Origin of the sequence: Mesorhizobium sp. M0983 (genome assembly GCF_040318975.1) — a bacterium.
Classification (GTDB): Bacteria; Pseudomonadota; Alphaproteobacteria; order Rhizobiales; family Rhizobiaceae; genus Mesorhizobium.
Genome location: NZ_JAMYNH010000064.1, coordinates 1 through 1,096, shown reverse-complemented (window position 1 = coordinate 1,096; position 1,096 = coordinate 1). Strand labels below are relative to the sequence as shown.

The following is a 1,096-nucleotide window of genomic DNA, read 5'->3' as shown; positions in this document are numbered from 1 at the left end:
CGCAAGCCGCTGGCCAAGGCGCTGAAGCGTTCCGATGGCGCGAAGGGTGGTCGGCCGCCTTACGATCCGGTGATGATGTTCAAGATCATGGTTCTGCAGGCGCTCTACGGCCTGTCTGACGACGAGGCCGAGTTCCAGATCCAGGACCGTCTATCCTTCATGCGCTTCCTCGGGCTGGGGCTCGGAGACAGGGTGCCGGACGCCAAGACGATCTGGCTATTCCGGGTCGCCCGTTTCGACAAGCACCTCGGCAAGGCCGGCTACCTGGCGATGGGCGGGCAGATCGTCGATGCCACCATCGTGGCGGCGCCCAAGCAGCGCAACACCGACGCCGAGAAGACTGACATTAAGGCGGGCAAGGTTCCGGACGAGTGGAAGAACAAGCCCGCGAAGTTGCGCCAGAAGGACCGCGATGCACGCTGGACGGTGAAGTTCTCGAAAGCCAAGGTCGCGGAAGAGGGAAAGGCGCAGCAACGCGACATCGCCATTCCCGCCTTCGGCTACAAGAACCACGCCTCGATCGATCGCAGGCACGGCTTCATCCGAGGATGGAACGTCACGAGCGCGTCAGCCTATGACGGTGCTCAGCTTCGCAATGTGCTCAACCGCGCAACACCGGCTCGACGGTGTGGGCCGACACGGCCTATCGCTCGAACAGGAACGAGGAGTGGCTCGACCGGAACGGCTTCGTCTCCGACATTCACCAGAAGAAGCCGCAGGGCCGGCCCATGAGCGAGGCGACGTCGCGGGCCAACGGCCGACGCTCCAAAATCCGTGCCTTTGTCGAGCACGTCTTCGCGCAGCAGAAATCCCGCATGGGTCTGTTCGTGCGCACGATCGGCATCGCGCGGGCCAGGATCAAGATCGGCATGGCCAACCTCGCCTACAATCTCACCCGCTTCGTATGGCACCAGGGGCGCACTGCGCCCGCATGATGCCAAAGGCGGTCAATGCCGCCGCAGCGGCGCCACGATCGGCCCCGAGCATCAAAATCATCGACCAAAAGACCAAGCGCTCGGGGGTATCAGGTTGTGCCCGACCTCATCGCGGACCTAAACCCTCCGAAATGACGGTAGTTCGAGGTGTCCATATGATC

1 pseudogene is annotated in these 1,096 nt (G+C 63.0%); it reads left to right on the top strand.

Features of this window, described 5'->3' with window-relative positions:
- Window positions 1–935 (top strand): annotated as a pseudogene (locus NKH71_RS33320) (IS5 family transposase); the annotation flags it as partial.
- Window positions 936–1,096: the final 161 nt, after the last annotated feature.